The organism is Saccharopolyspora soli (assembly GCF_022678645.1).
GTDB classification, from domain to species: Bacteria; Actinomycetota; Actinomycetes; order Mycobacteriales; family Pseudonocardiaceae; genus Saccharopolyspora; species Saccharopolyspora soli.
The window spans coordinates 25530-38895 of record NZ_JALBWV010000076.1 but is presented as its reverse complement, the minus strand read 5'-3'; the positions used below and the strand labels follow the sequence as shown (position 1 = coordinate 38895).

At 67.9% G+C, this 13366-nt stretch carries 14 protein-coding genes; 6 read left to right on the top strand and 8 right to left on the bottom strand.

Annotated features, from left to right (window positions below; translation table 11 throughout):
• Nucleotides 1–174 precede the first annotated feature (174 nt).
• Both MOQ72_RS37560 and MOQ72_RS37555 read right to left on the bottom strand, forming a co-directional pair.
• Entirely contained in the window at nucleotides 175–588 is a 414-nt protein-coding gene (locus MOQ72_RS37560) for a PPOX class F420-dependent oxidoreductase (protein WP_242190685.1), read from the bottom strand.
• 1 nt (nucleotide 589) lies between these two features.
• Nucleotides 590–1450: an SDR family NAD(P)-dependent oxidoreductase gene (locus MOQ72_RS37555; protein ID WP_242190684.1), complete on the bottom strand. Its 861-nt coding sequence runs from the start codon at nucleotides 1448–1450 to the stop codon at nucleotides 590–592.
• A gap of 137 nt (nucleotides 1451–1587) precedes the next feature.
• Here MOQ72_RS37555 and MOQ72_RS37550 point away from each other — a divergent pair, with 137 nt between their 5' ends.
• Nucleotides 1588–2247, top strand: a complete 660-nt coding sequence (locus MOQ72_RS37550; RefSeq protein ID WP_242190683.1) for a TetR/AcrR family transcriptional regulator — start codon at nucleotides 1588–1590, stop codon at nucleotides 2245–2247.
• Nucleotides 2248–2283: 36 nt separating this feature from the next.
• On the opposite strand, the gene MOQ72_RS37545 is transcribed toward MOQ72_RS37550, so the two are convergent.
• Nucleotides 2284–5292, bottom strand: a complete 3009-nt coding sequence (locus tag MOQ72_RS37545) for a CHAT domain-containing protein (protein WP_242190682.1) — start codon at nucleotides 5290–5292, stop codon at nucleotides 2284–2286.
• 546 nt (nucleotides 5293–5838) lie between these two features.
• Between MOQ72_RS37545 and MOQ72_RS44885 the strand changes: the two genes are divergently transcribed.
• Nucleotides 5839–5964: a hypothetical protein gene (locus tag MOQ72_RS44885; RefSeq protein ID WP_277955264.1), complete on the top strand. Its 126-nt coding sequence runs from the start codon at nucleotides 5839–5841 to the stop codon at nucleotides 5962–5964.
• A gap of 66 nt (nucleotides 5965–6030) precedes the next feature.
• Here MOQ72_RS44885 and MOQ72_RS37540 read toward each other — a convergent pair whose 3' ends face one another.
• The 4 genes from MOQ72_RS37540 to MOQ72_RS37525 form a co-directional block, all read right to left on the bottom strand.
• Nucleotides 6031–6711 (bottom strand): GntR family transcriptional regulator, encoded by a 681-nt coding sequence (locus MOQ72_RS37540; RefSeq protein WP_242190681.1) that lies wholly within the window; start codon nucleotides 6709–6711, stop codon nucleotides 6031–6033.
• A 180-nt stretch (nucleotides 6712–6891) separates the two neighbouring features.
• The gene (locus MOQ72_RS37535; RefSeq protein WP_242190680.1) at nucleotides 6892–7653 is read right to left on the bottom strand and encodes a haloacid dehalogenase type II; all 762 of its coding nucleotides are present in this window, start codon (nucleotides 7651–7653) and stop codon (nucleotides 6892–6894) included.
• 169 nt (nucleotides 7654–7822) lie between these two features.
• A complete protein-coding gene (locus MOQ72_RS37530; protein ID WP_242190679.1) occupies nucleotides 7823–8530 on the bottom strand; it encodes a carboxylate-amine ligase in 708 nt (235 codons plus the stop codon).
• A gap of 230 nt (nucleotides 8531–8760) precedes the next feature.
• Nucleotides 8761–8997 carry a hypothetical protein gene (locus MOQ72_RS37525; RefSeq protein ID WP_242190678.1) on the bottom strand — a complete coding sequence of 79 codons (237 nt, stop codon included), beginning with the start codon at nucleotides 8995–8997 and terminating at the stop codon, nucleotides 8761–8763.
• 313 nt (nucleotides 8998–9310) lie between these two features.
• Here MOQ72_RS37525 and MOQ72_RS37520 point away from each other — a divergent pair, with 313 nt between their 5' ends.
• Genes MOQ72_RS37520 through MOQ72_RS37510 form a run of 3 tightly spaced genes read left to right on the top strand, consistent with a single transcriptional unit; the run spans nucleotide 9311 to nucleotide 10892 of the window.
• Nucleotides 9311–9520 (top strand): hypothetical protein, encoded by a 210-nt coding sequence (locus MOQ72_RS37520; protein WP_242190677.1) that lies wholly within the window; start codon nucleotides 9311–9313, stop codon nucleotides 9518–9520.
• Nucleotides 9517–10056, top strand: coding sequence for a DUF6879 family protein (locus MOQ72_RS37515; RefSeq protein ID WP_242190676.1), 540 nt, complete (start codon nucleotides 9517–9519; stop codon nucleotides 10054–10056). The genes MOQ72_RS37520 and MOQ72_RS37515 overlap by 4 nt, the downstream gene beginning before the upstream one ends.
• Nucleotides 10053–10892: a helix-turn-helix domain-containing protein gene (locus tag MOQ72_RS37510; RefSeq protein WP_242190675.1), complete on the top strand. Its 840-nt coding sequence runs from the start codon at nucleotides 10053–10055 to the stop codon at nucleotides 10890–10892. Before MOQ72_RS37515 ends, MOQ72_RS37510 begins: the two co-directional genes overlap by 4 nt.
• A 90-nt stretch (nucleotides 10893–10982) precedes the next feature.
• Here MOQ72_RS37510 and MOQ72_RS37505 read toward each other — a convergent pair whose 3' ends face one another.
• On the bottom strand, nucleotides 10983–11717 hold the full coding sequence (locus MOQ72_RS37505; RefSeq protein ID WP_242190674.1) for a class I SAM-dependent methyltransferase: 735 nt from the start codon (nucleotides 11715–11717) through the stop codon (nucleotides 10983–10985).
• A gap of 309 nt (nucleotides 11718–12026) precedes the next feature.
• Between MOQ72_RS37505 and MOQ72_RS37500 the strand changes: the two genes are divergently transcribed.
• Nucleotides 12027–13340, top strand: coding sequence for an MFS transporter (locus MOQ72_RS37500; RefSeq protein WP_242190673.1), 1314 nt, complete (start codon nucleotides 12027–12029; stop codon nucleotides 13338–13340).
• The last annotated feature ends 26 nt before the right edge of the window (nucleotides 13341–13366 follow it).

The window sequence follows — 13366 nt, the reverse complement described above, 5'->3', positions numbered from 1 at the left end:
CCCCCCCCCCCCCCCCCCCCCCCCCCCCCCCACCCCCCCCCCCCCCCCCCCCCCCGCCCCCCCCCCACCACCCCCCCCCCCCCGCCCGGGGGCTCCTCCCCCCCCCCCCCCCCCCCCCCCCCCCCCCCCCCCCCCCCACCCCGGCGCCGCTTCGCGTGGGATTCGCCTTGTGGGCTAGAGCCTTCCGGATATTTTGGTCGGGGTGACCCGTATTGCCGTGATTTCGCGGCGGTCCGTTCCGGCTTCCGGGGTGTCTTCGACGTGTTGGGCGTATGTCTTGCCGACGTACTTCAGCGCCAGCTCGTCCCGGAGTTGGTGGGCTCCGGCCGACTCGAAGGTCGCGGTGCCCCGGATCGCCGCGTAGGTGTAGGGCGCGTCCGGGGGAGAGACCAAGACGCTGACCCGCGGGTCGCGGCGCAAGTTGCGTTCCTTGCGGCTGCCGACTGCCGACATGAAGAGCACGTCGTCGCCGTCCCGCTTTACCCAGACCACCGATTGCTGCGGACTGCCGTCGGGCTGGATCGTCGCCACCATGGCGAAGACCGGCGAGTCGAGCAAATCGGCGAGCTTCGTCGTCGACACGGTCACGTCAGTACTCCTGCGTGTCTCGGCTCTCCGCGGCGGCGAAGCCGCTGGCGAGCAGTTGGGTGGTCGTGGCGTACAGTCGCGCAGCGGCCGCCGGGTCGAAGCCGGGGCCGTCGAGGCTGATCCGCTCGCCCATCAGGAAGGCGCTCAGCGGTTCGCCGGGTGGTTCGTCCAGCACCGCGAGCATCGGCACGATGGCCTGTTCCACCGGTTTGGCAGTGGTGCGCAGCGCCTCGATCTGCCTGGTCATCTCCGCGTCGTACTCCCCGGCGAAACCGGTGCTGACGACACCGGGGTGGAACAGCACGTAGCTGATCTTCCGCGGCACCGCGTTCGCGGCGAACCCGACGCCGAGCAGGTCGTTGAGCGGGCCGCTCTGCATCAGCGCGGTCGTGCCGTCGTACCCTTCGGCGAATCCCAGGTCGTGCCAGCGGATCTCGCCGCCTGAACCCGGCCCGGCGACGTTCAGGATGACCGGGGCGTCGGCGGCGTCGAGCAAGTCTGCCATCTCGTAGCTCAGCACGAAGCGGTTCAGGTAGGACAACGCGAGGTTGCTCTCGAATCCCTCGGCGGTGACCGACCTGGTGGACCGGAAGAACCGGGCGCACAGCACCAGCGCGTCGACCTGCGGGAACTCAGCCCGGATCGCGCCGATCGCAGTCCTGGTCTCGCCGATCGAACTCAGGTCGGCGAGCACGAAGTGCGCGCGGTCGCCCGCGCCGAATTCCGTTGCGGCATCGAGCAAAGCCGCGCCCTTCTCGGCGTTGCGCCCGATGATCGCCACTTCGTCGCCGCGTTTCAGGTAGGTGAGCGCGAGCGCCTTCCCGATGCCGTCTGTACCACCCGTGATGACGAACGTTCGCACGGAAGCTCCTTCGGGGTGCGCGGCGATTTGAACTGACGAGTTCACCGTAGTGTTCCGATCGGTGGAGCGCAACCAAGAAGTACATCGTATTTAACTCTCAAGTACAGTCGAATGTTGGCGTGGGATAGGATGTGGTCGTGAGCGCAGCGAATACGTCAGCCGCGTCGGGGCGAAGCGCCTCGCGCGGACGCATCGACAAGCGCCAGGCGATCTTGGACGCGGCGCTGCGGGTGTTCGCCCGCGAGGGATACAGCCAGGGCAGCGTGGACGTGATCGCGGCGGAAGCAGGTGTCGCCAAGCCCACCGTGTACAACCACTTCGGGGACAAGGAAAACCTGTTCCGGCAGGCGATCGCGGCGGACTCCGACCGGGCCTTCGCGGAGAACATGGCGGTTGTCGAGCGGCTGCGCAGCGATGGCGCCGAGGTGCGTCCAATGCTGGAAGAGGTCGGCTACCGGCTGCTCCAGTGCTACTGCGACGAGCGCTCCTGGGCGCTGCGACGGCTGCTCTACGCCGAGCTCTGCCGGTTCCCAGACCTGATCGACATCGTCCGCGGCCGGGCGGCGGATCGCATCACCGAAGCGCTGGCCGATCGGCTGGCCCGACTGGTGCTGGCGGGTCGCCTGCGCAGCTGCGATCCGGTCGAAGCCGGTGAGCAGTTCGCCGCTCTGCTCACCGGCCCGATGGAAGCGCGGGCCCGATTCGGCACCCGGCAGGTTCCCGAAGCCGAACTCCGCGCCGTGACGGCTGCCGCGGTCCGCACCTTCCTCCAAGCTTTCGCACCGGAGTCCGGCTAGCGGCTGGCTCCAAGGCGGTGAGCTGACCCGCTTTGATCATGGTCCTACGTGGATATGGGCGGCCCACAGCCTCGGGTCGTGCGGATGCTGTTGGCGCAGTGCGCGCACCACGCGGTGCACGGCGACCGCGGCTCCGCTGGGGTCCAGGGCGCCATCGTCGTCCATGTCGGTGTACAGGGCGTCGATGATCGCCGCGCCGTCCTGAACGGGCCACAGTGGACCGACGACGTGTTTGAAACCGGCGTGTTGCAGCAGCGGCAGCAGCTGGGCGATCGCGTCGGGCGGAATGCCCTGCTCCACGGTGACTTCGTTCGCCGAAACGTAGGCGAACTCAGACGGGATCCGCAGCTGTGCGATTTCGCCGATGAACATCGGACTGCCGTCGGTTCCGATCAGTCGGCCGGAGGCGCAGTCGTGTGCTCGTTGGGTGCCCTGGCAGGCGAAATGAACCGGTCCGGGTTCGGTCAACGCGGTGAGCACGGTGGGTCGAGCCGACTCGGTGAGTTCGAGCACCTTCGTGGACGGCCATCGCTGCGCCAGCAAGCGGGGCTCGGTGTGCGCGGCGCGATTGCCGAGCACCACTCGCGGATCGCGGCGCTGCTCGATCGGGAATTCCGCTTCGCGCGCGTGCAGGAGTGATTGCAGCGTCGGCGTGTACGACGGCACCGTGCGTTCCAGAACCGACAGCCCGGTGCCGGGGGGACCGTCGGATCCCGCGGCGTGCAACGGAAGGAACGCCGCCGGTCCGGTCGGGCACCACCAGATGCGCGGCCACGGCTGGTTTTCGGGTGGCGGCGCGCCGTAGGTGGTGACGTAGTAGTAGTTGAGCACGTTGAACACCGGGTCGGCCACCGACTGCCAGATCCAGTCCAGCACCTCCCGGATGTGGGCCGCGCTGCTGCTTTCCAGCAGCAGGCGGGTGTACTTCGCCGTGTTGCGGATGTCGAGGCTCGGCAGCGACAGGCCGACCGCTTCACCCGCGGTGACCAGCAGGGCGTCCGAGCCGTACGCGCTCACGTTCACCAACACCACGGGCCCGTCGGCAGCGGCGCCGCTGAGCTGCTCGAACGCGGGGGGCTCCAGGTAGTGCTCGAAGGCGGGGTGGGTCCGCACTTCGGCCACGAGCGCCGTCCAGCGCTCCGCGAGGTCGCGTTGCCGCTCCATCGCCTTCCGCCGCGTCGCGGCCCCCACCACGTTGTCCGGGAGGTAGTCCAGCAGGCGCCGCACGCGGCGCAGATCTGTTGCGAGGGCGGGGAGTTCGTCGGCCAACTCGGTCTGCTCGTCGCGGTTTCCGAGCGCTTGCGCGAGCAGCAGGCACCGGCCGTGCTCCAGCAGTTCGACGGCCTGTTTGGGCGCCCCGTCGCGCACCACGCAAGCCACCGCGTCGGCGACCATGGTGGTCAGCTCGTACCGCTGCACGGCGTCCGGTGCCGGTCCGAACCTGCTGACCAGCGGCAACAGCGCCATCGCTGCCTTGAACATCGCCGCGGCCTCGTCCCACCTGCTCGCCTCGGCGGCGAAGTGCCCGGCCAACGTCGCGGCCCGCATCCGCGTTCCAGCCGGTGCCGTGCGCAGCTCCGCCGCCTCGTGCAGCAAGGTGTAGGCGAGTCGATAGGTCCGGCGCCGGTTGTGCTTGGACTGCCGTTGCAGGGCATTGCCCAGCTCGACCGCAACCGCGGCCCGCTCCGGATCTTCCTCGGGCATCGCGTCCAACACCCGCCGGTACATGGCGATCGCAGTGTTCAACCCGTTCTTGCCGTGCGATTGCTCGTGTTCCCGCATGGCCAGCTGGCCGCGCTGCATCCAGTAGCCCCACCGGACCGGACCGTCGGCGGGGGCCAGCCGATCCAGTTCGTCCAGTGCCACCGCGGCGCGGTCCAGGTCGTCGGTCGAACCGGCGAGCTCGAAGCGGTGGATCAGGCAGCTCGCGAGGGCCCGCAGCGCGCTACCGCGATCTTCATCCAGTACATCGGCGCAGGCAGCGGCCTTGTCGGCGAATTCCGCTGCGGCATCGAGCATGGTCGGGTCCAGGCTCGTGCCGAACCGGCGGTGCAGCAGCTCGCTGAAGGACAGCAGAACGGATGCGCGCCGACGGTCGTCGGCGCGCAGGCGACTCACCGACCGGTAGAGCATCTCCACCGCTCGATCCAGGGCGCTGTGCCCACCCGTGCAGTCGAAGTGCTCGACTGCCGCCCCAGCCAGGTGGAACAACAACGTCGCGAGGTTTTCGTCGCCGCGCGACGTGTCGGCCGCCCCCCGGCACAGCACATCGACGGCATACCGAAGATCCTCGGGGTCGCCGTCCTCGTCGAACCGCAAGCGCAACGCGAGACCGAGCCGACTCAGTGCGAGCCGGGCATGCTGCCCGGCGGGCAACACCTCAGCGGCCTCGTAGAGCAGTTGCACCGCCGCGTCGAGGTTGTCGACGTCGTTGTCCCGCCGGAACTGGTTGACCAGGCTCGTACCGACACGCAGCAGCAGCATCGGCCGCTCGGGCAGGTCCACCGGTGCCTCGACGGCCGCCTCGCGCAGCACTGCGACGACCTCGTCATCCTCCGCACCAGCGAGCTTCCCGCGCAGCCGCAGTGCATCGACGAGCTGGAGCAGGGCGGCGATGCGGGAATGGGAGCCGCGCGGGGAGAGTTGGGCGGACTGCCGGGCGGCTTCGGCGGCTTCATCGATCAGTTCCAGCCGTTGGCCGCGCCGCCCCAGCTTGAGCAGGGCCAGGCTGAGATTGGACCAGTAGAGTGAGAGTTGCGGATCATTGCGCCGAGCGGAGTCCAGAGCTTCCCGGTAGTGCCTGATCGCCTCCCGGAGATCCGCTGAGCGGCCGGTGGCCTCGAACCACAGGTGCATCGCGTTGCCGAGGTTGTTCACGGCCGAAGCGCGTTGTGCTCCGTTCGGCGGAATCGTTTCGACGATGCGCGACAACGCCTCGGTGGTTTCCGGAAGTCCAGCGAGATCACGGCTTCGCACCATGTGTTGGAGCGCGGCGATGGCCGCTTCGTAGTTCGCTGGCTGCGGACGTCCCGCAGGATCGATCATCACACTCCGCTTCGTCCTCGTCGTGCATGACAGGTGACCAGGGTGGGCCGAACCGGGTGCTTTGGCATCCGCCAAATGGTGGGTGCCTGACCTGCGGGGCTCGGTCAACCGGGCAATGCCGACAAGCGGTGGAGTTCGGGGCGGCGAAAACATCCGGCAGCGTCCGGTCCGAACTTCCGGGCGTTGCACCGGTGCCCAGCGTTAATCACCTTGACCGGCCCCACCGCCGTGCGGCATTTTGAGGTGTAATACCTTACACCCAAGGTTGCTTGGAGAACCCGTGCCTGGCGAACCCGGCTCGTTGCCCGACGCACGTCGACCGAAGAGGTTCCGCACGACCATGCCGGGCACGGTGCGCAGACTCCGGCGCGACCAGGCGATCGCCTGGCGCGCGTTGCCAGTTCGGCGGTGAACCGACCAGCGGTCCGCGGCGCGAGCGCGCTGGACCGGTCGGTGCGAAAACCGCGCCCCAAACTCCCGGACATCCGTTTCCGCGGCAGCGGAGTGGAAATTTCAGCGATGCAGAGTTTGACAGGAAGGAATCCGGTGTCGATTCAGGAATCCAATGTGGACGCCGACGGTCCAGCCCTGGCGGAGCCGTCGAGCGAGTTCTCCCTTGCCGAAGCGGAAATCGAGCTAGATGAGAGCCACCTGATTCGCGGCTACAACTAGGCAGCGGCGTTTGGGTGTTCGCGCCGCTGCGGATTGCCGCTGCGCGGACCAATGCTGAAGCAGTCGCTAACCGGTAGTTGCCTTTTCGTCGACCGGCTGGCCTGGGCTGACTGCTCGGGTGTAGTGATCTCGCATCAGCTGCCCAGTGCGCAGCGCGTCCCCGGCCAGCACGGCGTCGAGCAGTTCTCCGTGCTGATCTGCGGCCTCGCGCAGACCGCCTTCGCGCGCCAGCGGTGCGATGCCGAACAACCGGGTTTGGTCGCGCAGTTTGGCGACGTTGTTCAGCAGCCGCCGGTTGCCAGCCAGTTCGATGAGACCCAGGTGGAACGAACGCTCCGCCTCCAGGAAGGAAGCCACATCGCCGACGTCGGCGCAGCGTTGCATTTCCCGGACCAGTCCGAGGAAATGTTCCCGTTGCGCCACCGGCGGATCGGCCGCGAGCTTGGTCAGCGCGGCGACTTCAAGCAGTTCCCGCAGTTCGTAGACCTCGGCCATGTCCTGCGGGGTGAGCTCCACGACCCGGTAACCACGATTGCGGACCGGGGTGAGCAGACCTTCGTTGACCAGTTCGAGCATCGCCTCGCGCACCGGCGTGACCGACACACCGAGTTCGGCGGCCACGACCTGCGCCGAGTAGATCTGGCCTGGGCTGATGCGGCCGGTGACCAGCGAGGTCCGGATGCGGCGGTGCGCCTGCTGGCGGAGGCTGCTCACGCTGAGCTGCCCGGTGGAGACCGCCTCGGCCATACGTCGTCGCCTTCCGCTCCCACTGCGAAGTTCCGCTCATTGTCGCACGCAGAACCGCAAATCCTGATGTTACGCCGCACACCTCGCGAAGACCTTGCGGAACACGGCCCGACCTGTCATGGTGCTGATCCGCACCAGCGGCGTTCGCGGATCTGTCCAGAATGGACTCCGCAGGGCAGGTCAACCAGCCGTCGTGTGGTTGATCAGCTGGCTCGCCAGGTCCTGGATGTCGCGGGCGATGACGTCCCAGACCCCGGTGGGGTGCAGATCGGTGCGCTGGCTCGGCCCGTACTCCTGCGGCCGGGCGACGAACGCCGTCCGAAGCCCCAGGCTTTTCGCTGCTGCGAGGTCCGAGTTGTGCGCCGCGCACAGCATGACCCGCTCCGGTGGCAGATCGAGCAGTCGAGCGGTGCCGAGGTAGGCGTTCGGATCCGGCTTGTAGGCGCGGGTCACGTCGGATCCGATGATGACGTCCCACGGCAGGTCGGCGTGCTTGGCCATGTTGGTCAGCAGGGCGACGTGCCCGTTGGACAGCGGGCCGATGATGAAGTGCCGTTTGAGTTCGGTCAGACCGGGAACGCTGTCCGGCCAGCCGTCGAGCCGGTGCCAGGACCGGTTGAGCCATTCCAGGTCGGCCGCGTCGATCTGGTCGATGGGCAGGCCCGTTTCCCGCGCCGTGGCGATCAGGTTCTCCCGGTGCAGCACGTCCAGCGTCGCGAACTCGCGGGTGCCGTCGCGGATCGGCTCCATGGCTGGCTGGTAGTGCGCGCGCCAGCGGAGGGCGAAGTCGATCGGGTCGACCTCGAACCCGTACCGGAACGCGATGGCCTCGACAGCGTCCGCGACACCGGACTTCCAGTCCACCACGGTGCCGAAGGTGTCGAAGAGCACGGCGTCCACGATCTTCCTCGGCAGTCCTGAAGGCTCCGGCCGCACCGGCATCGCTGGACCTCCCGTTGCTCTTCCGCGCCGCGCCCGATGACCTCGGTTCGACGGCCCGCTGATGAGCGAGGGTAGCAAGGCGGCGGGGCGAAATGCAGATCCACTTCGGTGACGGTCCTCGCTCACGGCGGAGTCCAATGTGGATCATCTCGCTGCTCGGGCACCGCGATCATTCGGGTAGCGCGCTCCGGTTTTGCTCGGTGAGCAGTGCGATGACATCCCTGATGTCGCCGCGGCGGGCGTGCGCGAGCCGCTGGCGGTGGGCTCCGCTGCCGTGGCGGAGCAGGCGGTCCAGGATGTTGGTGGCCAGGGGTGCGTCGCCGCTGGTGTCAAGTGCCGGTAGTGCTGCTTTCATCAGCTTTTCCAGCAGAACGCGGGCGGGCACCAGTTCACCGGTGATGTCCAGGCCCTGTCCCTCCAGGCCGTCGTGCGCCGCCCGCCACAGGGCGAGGCGGAGCCGTTCGTCGGGAACTCCCGGCGCGGGTCGGTCCTCGGCGACATCCTGCAGCGCGGTAGTGGCCAGGGCACGCACCAGCAGGGCCAACAGCAGAGCTTCTTCGGTCATGGCAGCCGCGTCGGCCACCCTTATCTCCAATGTGGACAGTTGGGGTGCCGGTCGGGCGGACCAGTAGAACATGCCGCGGTCGAGTGCGGCTCCGCTGGACAGCAGCAGGTCGACGGTGCGGTGGTAGGACGCCGGGTTCTGGTGCACCGGTGGTGGCCCGGCGGAGGGCAGCCGAGACCAGACGATGGTGCGCCAACTGGCATGTCCGGTGTCGAAACCTCGGCAGAACGGGGAATTCGCGGTGAGCGCGAGCAGCACCGGGAGGTGCGGACGCAGGTGACCGAAGGTTCGCGACCCAGAACCGCAACCCATCGGAGATCCCCTTCCGGCTCGGGCGGAACAAGCGCGCCAGAGCCAGTTTCGGGCCCCGTCGCGAGCTCTGTCACTCGCCCGGAAGACGCTCGGTACCCAGGTTCACCCCAATGCGACCAATCCTGCGCGAGACCTCCGATGGGCTGCTCGGTCTCGCGCCGAATCCGATCAGTTCACTGTGGACGGAGAACCGGCCCGGTGCGAGTCGGGGTTCGACACCGGGCCGGGGTCTACGAGGTCGCCGTCTGTCGACTCTTGAGGATGTCGTTGCACGGCATGCACGTCGGTGCGGTCCGCCAGTCCATTTCACTGGGCTCGGCCATCGCGACCGAGGTGCCGCACACGGTCATGTCCATCGGCTGGCCCTCCCAGCGACGGCCGCGGAACGCGTGCCGCTCGAAGACGCCTGTTTCGGGATGAGGGGTGGGCATCCAGTAGTGCGGTTCGGTCCGCCGGATGCCGATCACGACACTGCTCCCCGCCTGGTGGCGGGTCGAAAGGCACGTGGGGCGCTGATCGTGCCTGTCGGGAAACGGGTCATCCTCACGCGTTCGCCCTCTCGGTCTCCTGATGCCTCCCCCGGAGGTTGAAGTATGGGAACGGCCGGAGCGCATTTCAAGCAATCGGTGCATTTCTCCGGTTGGACAACCCGAATGGTCCAGCGGACCTCGGCAAGTGCGTCACACGGTATGGCTGTTTGAGTTGCGGATCCGGCGAATGCTTGACCGAATGCACGTATTGCACAGACCATGCATGAGTCTTCCGAACGAGGAGGAGCAAGTGAAGTTGACCTTCCAGGGCACGACGTCGCACGCCGGTACTTGTCCGACGCTCTACCGCACCGACCGGGGAACCTACGTCGTCCAGGGCTACAAGGTCACCGATCCCGAGGCTCTTGCCGCGTTGCGGGAGCGCGGCCTGCCCGACCACGAGACCGCGGTGGAGGTTCCGGCCGCGTTGCTCGACTTCGTGCCCGAGGCGGCACCGTGAGTTCCTGGGTGTTACCGGGCGCGGAGTTCGACGAACTCCTGCGCTCCTTCCGGCATCGGGCGTGGCGGTGGGAATGCCAGGGCACCTACCGCCAGCCCGCCGAAGCCGAAGCCTGGCGCCGTTGGCGCGCCGGTGAACCCGACGATCTGGTCTGGCTGCGACCCTGGTTGGACGAGGTCGCGGCCGCGACCAGCGCGGGCCGGATCGTCGCCCGAGTCCGGGTGTTCCAAGAACCGCCCACCGAATACCAGCGGTGGCAGCTCGATGTCAGCCCGGCGAACATCGCCGCGGGCGAAGACATGCGGGTGCTGACCCAGGCCGAAGCGCGGGCCCTGGGGCTGCCGTCCAGCGACTTCTGGCTCTTCGACGAAGCCCGGGTCGCGTTGCTGCACTTCGAGAACCAGCGATTCGCTGGCACCGAGATCATCGTCAGCCCGGAGGAGGTGAACCGGTACCGGACCTGGCGGGACATCGCATGCGATCATGCGATTCCGTTCATGGCTTACCTGCACGCCCTGCCCCAGAGGAGCCGATGACCGATTTCGACACTCGCCGCCTGGCGTTCGGCGACGCGCTGCGTCGGCTGCGCCTGGCGGCTGGGCTGTCCGGGAAACAGCTCGCGCAGCGAGCCGGGTGGACGCCGTCCAAGGTTTCGCGGGTGGAGACGGCGAAGCAGTCGGTCTCCGACGCGGACGTGGTCGCCTACTGCCGGTTGACCGACGCCGCCGTGGGCGTCGAGGCCCAACTGCGGCAGGAACTGCGCGAGATCCGCATCGAGGCGGCGAGCTGGAAACGCCAGTTGCGCACCGGAAACCGCGCCCGGCAGGAGTACGGTGCGCAACTTGAGCACGACGCCGAGCGGATCCGGCTGTTCGAGATCGCGCTCGTGCCAGGTCTGGTGCAGACCGCCGAATACGCGCGGTACGTCTTCGAAGCGGTCGCGGACCTGCACCAGAGCCCGCCGGATGTCGCCGCATCCGTCGCGGCGCGAATGTCCAGGCAGGCCGTGCTTTTCCGGCCCGGAACGGCTGTTGAGGTGCTGTGCTCGGAAGCCGCGTTGCGGCACCAGGTCGCCCCACCGCAGGTGATGGTGGCCCAGCTCGACCGGCTGCTGGCGCTGGCGGGCATGTCGACGCTGCGGCTGGCGGTACTGCCGTTGGACGCGCAGCTGACGGTGGTTCCGCTGCACGGCTTCGCGATTATCGACGACCTCGCACTGGTGGAAACGGTCAACACCGAAATGACCGTGACCGATACCGACGAACTGGCCCGCTTCCACCGCCTGTTCGACGCGCTCCTAGCCGCAGCTCTGGAAGGCAGCGCGGCTCGCGCCGTGCTACGCCAGCTGATCGAGCACTACATCGACGAATAAGAGGGAGCGCGGACACCGGAGTTGCCGATTTCGCGCGAGATCGCCGCATGCGCCCCTCGGGTAGGCCCGTCGGGGAGTCCATTGTGGAGACTACTCGGGGCGGCGGGCGCTGATCCACAGCACCGGTCCGGTTTGGTGGGTGTGCACGGTCTCCATGCCCACGGCGTGCAGGGATTCGGCGAGTTCGGTCGGGTCGAAGAAGGTCAGGCCGGACCGGTCGCCGAACAGCTGCAACGTCCGGTGCAGCAGTCCGTCCCGCGGTGTCGGCACCATGACCGCCAACCACGCTCCCGGCGCGAGTTTTCCGGTCATCTCAGCCAGGACCTTGTGCGGCTCGGGGATCAGCTGCAGTGCGGCGAAGCTGGTGACCAGGTCGAAGGTGCCATCGGGGAACGGCAACTCGCGCGCGTCGGCGCGGACGAAACCGACATTCCCGGCGGTTTGGGTTTGGGCGGCGCGCGCCAGCATGGGGCGGGAGACGTCGACGCCGATCGCGAGGCCCGCCGGGCCGATGGCGCGACCGAGCTTGGCCGTGACGTTTCCGGGACCGCAGCCGATGTCGAGCACCCGCCCACCAGCGGGCGGACGCGTCGGGCTGGGCAGCCGGTACCACGTCGGGAACATCCGCCGGGCGAGCGACTGCGCGTGGTCGTAGAGGTTCGAGCCCAGATCGGACTCCCAGAACGACTGGATCGGACCGGACGGCTCCCCGGGCTGGTCACCGAGCAGGTCGAGGTATCCGTGGCTGAAGTCAGGTTGCTCGGGTGCGTGCGTCAGCAACGTCAGGACCCGGTTGAACACCTCTGGTACGGACTGGTCGGTCATGCGCACCTCCGCAGAACGACACCACGACGGGAAGCCGCTATCGACGATATCGGCACTCGGCGGTAGGTCCGTCGGCGGCCCGCCACCGTCGACATTCTCCACCTCGGACCGATGAATGTGCGCACTGGCCACATCCGGTGTGGACCAATTCCGCCGGGAGCGGGTGGGTTCGTCCAGAGCCGCGGAAGATGCCTGGTCCGAGGTCTTCACAGGGTGCTGTTCGCAATAGAGGATTTGGTCCGGACGGGAAGGAGAACCACGGCTGGAAGACTCTCCAGAACAACCCGCCCGGCCACGAAGGAGTAGCCAATGCCAACCGTTGCCAGTTCGCCGCCCGCTGTGGTGCCCAGATCGCGGATCGCCGCGGCGAGCTTCATCGGCACCGCGATCGAGTTCTACGATTTCTACATCTACGGCACCGCGGCGGCGCTGGTGTTCGGGCACCTCTTCTTCCCCACGTTCTCGCCGCTGGCTGGCACGCTCGCGGCGTTCGCCACCTTCGGTGTCGGGTTCATCGCCAGGCCGGTGGGTGCCGTCGTGTTCGGCCACTTCGGCGACCGCGTCGGTCGCAAGACGATGCTGATCGTCTCGCTGCTGCTGATGGGGCTCGGAACGGTGGCCATCGGCCTGTTGCCGACGTTCGAAACGATCGGCGTCGCCGCGCCGATCCTGCTGGTGACCTGCCGATTCCTGCAGGGCTTCGGGCTCGGCGGGGAATGGGGTGGTGCGGTCCTGCTGGCCACCGAGTACGCACCGAGCAACCGGCGCGGGCTGTGGTCGAGCTTCCCGCAGGTCGGACCGGCGATCGGGTTCGTCGTCGCCGGGTTGGCGTTCCTGGTGCTCGGCGGCACGATGTCGGACACCGCGTTCGACGCCTGGGGTTGGCGGATACCGTTCCTGGCCAGCGCCCTGCTGATCGTCGTCGGCTACTACATCCGGATGCGGATCGCCGAGACGCCGGTTTTCGAGAAGGCGATGCGCGAGCAGGAGAAGGCGAAGGCGCCGATCGTCGAGGTGTTCAAGCGCCAGCCGCGCACCCTGGTGCTGGCCACCTGCTCGTTCATCCTCGCGCACACGCTGTTCTACACGATCACCACGTTCTCGTTGTCCTACGGCACCGAGGTGCTGGGGCTGAACAAGAACATGCTGCTGATCTGCTCGATGATCGCGGCCGCGATCATGGGCATCGCCACCCCGATCCTGGCGGTGTACTCCGACCGGGTCGGTCGCCGCCGGGTCTGCCTAGGTGCCGCGGTTCTCGCGATCCTCTGGGCGTTCCCGCTGTTCGGGCTGATCAACACCGGTCAGCCGGTGCTGGTTGCCATCGGCATGTCGGTGGGCATGATCGCCTTCGCCGCGCTGTTCGCCCCGATGGGCGCGTTCTTGCCGGAACTGTTCGCGACCCGCTACCGCTACACGGGTTCGTCGGTGGCCTACAACGCCAGCAGCATCGTCGGCGGCGGGCTGAGCCCGATCCTGGCGACCCAGCTGATCGCCTGGACCGGCTCGTCCCTGCCGATCTCGGCCTACGTGGCGGTGATAGCGGTGATCTGCGAGGTGTGCGTGTGGTTCATGCGCGAAACGCACACCGCGGACCTGACCCGCGAACCAATCGGGACCTGAGAGCCTCTTCGTACTCGTTTTGCGTG

Excerpts from the sequence above, each read along its gene's own strand:
- MOQ72_RS37545 (WP_242190682.1), bottom strand. The coding sequence starts at position 5,292 with ATGATCGATCCTGCGGGACGTCCGCAGCCAGCGAACTACGAAGCGGCC.
- MOQ72_RS37540 (WP_242190681.1), bottom strand. The coding sequence starts at position 6,711 with ATGGCCGAGGCGGTCTCCACCGGGCAGCTCAGCGTGAGCAGCCTCCGC.
- MOQ72_RS37535 (WP_242190680.1), bottom strand. The coding sequence starts at position 7,653 with ATGCCGGTGCGGCCGGAGCCTTCAGGACTGCCGAGGAAGATCGTGGAC.
- MOQ72_RS37530 (WP_242190679.1), bottom strand. The coding sequence starts at position 8,530 with ATGGGTTGCGGTTCTGGGTCGCGAACCTTCGGTCACCTGCGTCCGCAC.
- MOQ72_RS37510 (WP_242190675.1), top strand. The coding sequence starts at position 10,053 with ATGACCGATTTCGACACTCGCCGCCTGGCGTTCGGCGACGCGCTGCGT.
- MOQ72_RS37505 (WP_242190674.1), bottom strand. The coding sequence starts at position 11,717 with ATGACCGACCAGTCCGTACCAGAGGTGTTCAACCGGGTCCTGACGTTG.
- MOQ72_RS37500 (WP_242190673.1), top strand. The coding sequence starts at position 12,027 with ATGCCAACCGTTGCCAGTTCGCCGCCCGCTGTGGTGCCCAGATCGCGG.